This window comes from Haloferax sp. AB510, assembly GCF_024136985.1.
In the GTDB taxonomy this organism is placed as follows: Archaea; Halobacteriota; Halobacteria; order Halobacteriales; family Haloferacaceae; genus Haloferax.
In genome coordinates this window covers 1-2,266 of sequence record NZ_JAMYJY010000197.1, presented here as the reverse complement: position 1 = coordinate 2,266, position 2,266 = coordinate 1, and the positions used below count along the sequence as shown (strand labels likewise).

The 2,266-nt window shown below is 69.9% G+C and carries 2 protein-coding genes and 1 pseudogene; 2 read left to right on the top strand and 1 reads right to left on the bottom strand.

The window, feature by feature from the left end; genetic code table 11:
* Nucleotides 1-425: CDP-alcohol phosphatidyltransferase family protein (locus NKF06_RS20435; protein WP_309142161.1), on the top strand; the 425-nt coding region annotated here is incomplete at its 5' end.
* On the opposite strand, the gene NKF06_RS20430 is transcribed toward NKF06_RS20435, so the two are convergent.
* Nucleotides 426-1,331 carry an SAM-dependent methyltransferase gene (locus tag NKF06_RS20430; RefSeq protein ID WP_253246447.1) on the bottom strand — a complete coding sequence of 302 codons (906 nt, stop codon included), beginning with the start codon at nucleotides 1,329-1,331 and terminating at the stop codon, nucleotides 426-428. It abuts the gene before it with no gap.
* A gap of 203 nt (nucleotides 1,332-1,534) precedes the next feature.
* On the opposite strand from NKF06_RS20430, the pseudogene NKF06_RS20425 reads away from it, so the two are divergent.
* Nucleotides 1,535-2,266, top strand: a pseudogene (locus tag NKF06_RS20425) (hypothetical protein); the annotation flags it as partial.

Sequence of the window (2,266 nt, the reverse complement as noted above, 5' to 3'; positions counted from 1 at the left end):
CCCTCGACGGGGCGCTCGCCCGCCGACTCGACCGCGTCAGCCGACTCGGCGGGCGACTCGACACCGCGGTCGATGCCTTCGGCCTCCTCGTCGCCCCGCTCGCCGGCGTCCTCCTCGGGGAACTCGCCTGGTGGTATCTCTCGGTCGGGGTGGCGCGGTACGTCTTTCTCGCCGGGATCGGACTCCGCGAGCGAGCGGACCGGCCGACGTTCGACCTCCCGCCCCGCGCCTCACGGCGCGTCCTCGCCGGCATCCAGATGGCTGTCGTCCCGCTGGCGCTCGCTCCGGGCGTCTTCGACCCGTGGATGCCCCTCGTGACTGGGGTCGCGGCGGCGGCGCTCCTGCTCGGCTTCGCTCGGGACTGGGGCTACGTCTCGGGCCGGTTCAGGAGAGATGACGACGGAAACGCGTCCGTTCCGGAGTAATCAGTCGAGTTCGGCCAACACGTCGAGGTTGTGGGCGACGTACACGAGTTCGTCGCCCGCGAGCGCGTCGTGCCGGGCCTCGAGCCACCCGTCGAGCGTCGCGCGGTCGACCGCAGTCGACTCACCGACCGACTCCTCGACGAAGCCGAGGACGCGGTCGAGGAAGATTCGCGCCTCGTCGTCGTGCGGCGGGTGGACGACCCAGTCCGAGCCGCCGGCCGCGACGACCGGCGCGTCGAGGTCGGGAAGGACCGAAAGGAGGTCGGAACCGGTGTCCGGTCCCGCGCGTTCGCCGCCGCGCATTGTCTCGTGATACGCGCCGAGAACCGCGTCGTCGTCGGGGTGGCTCGGTCGGAACGCGGTTCGGCCGTCGAACGTAATGGGCGCGTAGAAGAGGCCCTCGTCGGTCAGCCGCGAGAGAAGCGCGTCGACCGCGCGGCGGAGCGGGAGCACGTCGAGGACCGCGTGCGCGACCACGAGGTCGATGGCCTTCGGGAGGACCGTCATGGCCTCGAAGAGGTCGCTCGTCACGTAGGTAAGCGAGACGCTTCGGCCGTGGCGTTCGATGCGGAACCCGTCGGGTGTCGGCTCGGCGGTCCAGCCGGCGGCGCGTGCCCACTTGGCGAACGCCGCGGCCGCGTGGTCGGCCATCCCGCGCGTCCTGTCGACCATGACGTACTTTATCTCGTCGTGCGCGTCGAAGACGCCCCACGAGAGGAGCCGGCGACACATCGCGCCCGTCCCCGCGCCGACCGAGACGACGCGGAGCGGCTCTCCCGACCGCGACTCGGCGCGCGCCTCCAGCCGGTCGATGAGACTCGCGAGCGTCGGTCGGTGGAGCGCGCGGTCGTCCACGGACTCCTTCGCGCGGAGGTAGTGGACGAACCGGTCGTCGTGGCTGGTCACGACCGCCCCGTCTCGGCGGACTCGTATAACCGTTCTCCCGAGGCCGAACCGGACCGCCCCGACCCCAACCTGAATCCGACCCGACTGACTCGATGAGCGCGAGCGAATCGGTCACAGCGGGCACGCTGAAGTGTGAACTGAGCGAAACGTTCGCTCGATTCGCCCGGAAAGTATTTGATTCGGTTCCGGTGATGTAACCCCAAATGGATAGCGAGATTATCGACGCGGTGACCGGGTGGGATTCCGCGCCCGCCGAACGAGGCTACGGTGGTCTCCGGTCGCTCGCGGACGACGGCTTCACAGGTGCCGTCGTCGCAGGCATGACGTGGGGATTCATGCTCAACGGCCGTCTCCTCGGGGTTTTCGACGGGACGGTCGCCGATTTCGAGGGTGAATCGTTCGAGGCGCACCGCGCACCGGACCCGGCGCTGCCGCTTCTGTACGCGATGCGGGAGACCGGCGGCGACATCCGCGCGCAGTACTACACCGAGGAGACGCCGCTGGGGGACGCCGACGGAACGCTCTCGGCGGGTGGCTTCACCGGCTACGTCGAACTGTCCGAGAACGTGCTCTCGGGCGACTACTACGTCGTCTACCACGGGGGGAAGTCGATGAGCGCGGCCTTCGTCGGCAACAGCAAGCGACTCGTCACCGGCGACGACGCGTTCGAGCGTGCGAGCGACGAGGTCGGCATCTACAAAGTCTACGACGTGGACCTCGACCTCGTCGATATCCCGGAGCCCGAGCCCGACGAGGAGGAGGACGAGGACGCGGCGGGAGTCGCCGCGGCGGGTGGCGAGGCCGATACGACGGGCGCGTCCGGAGAGCCGGAGACGCCGACGACCACAGACGAGACGAGTACGACGGGGGCGGCCGACAATGAGTCCGAGCGCGCCGCCGCCGCCGACCCCACCGACGGAGAGCCGGCGACGGCC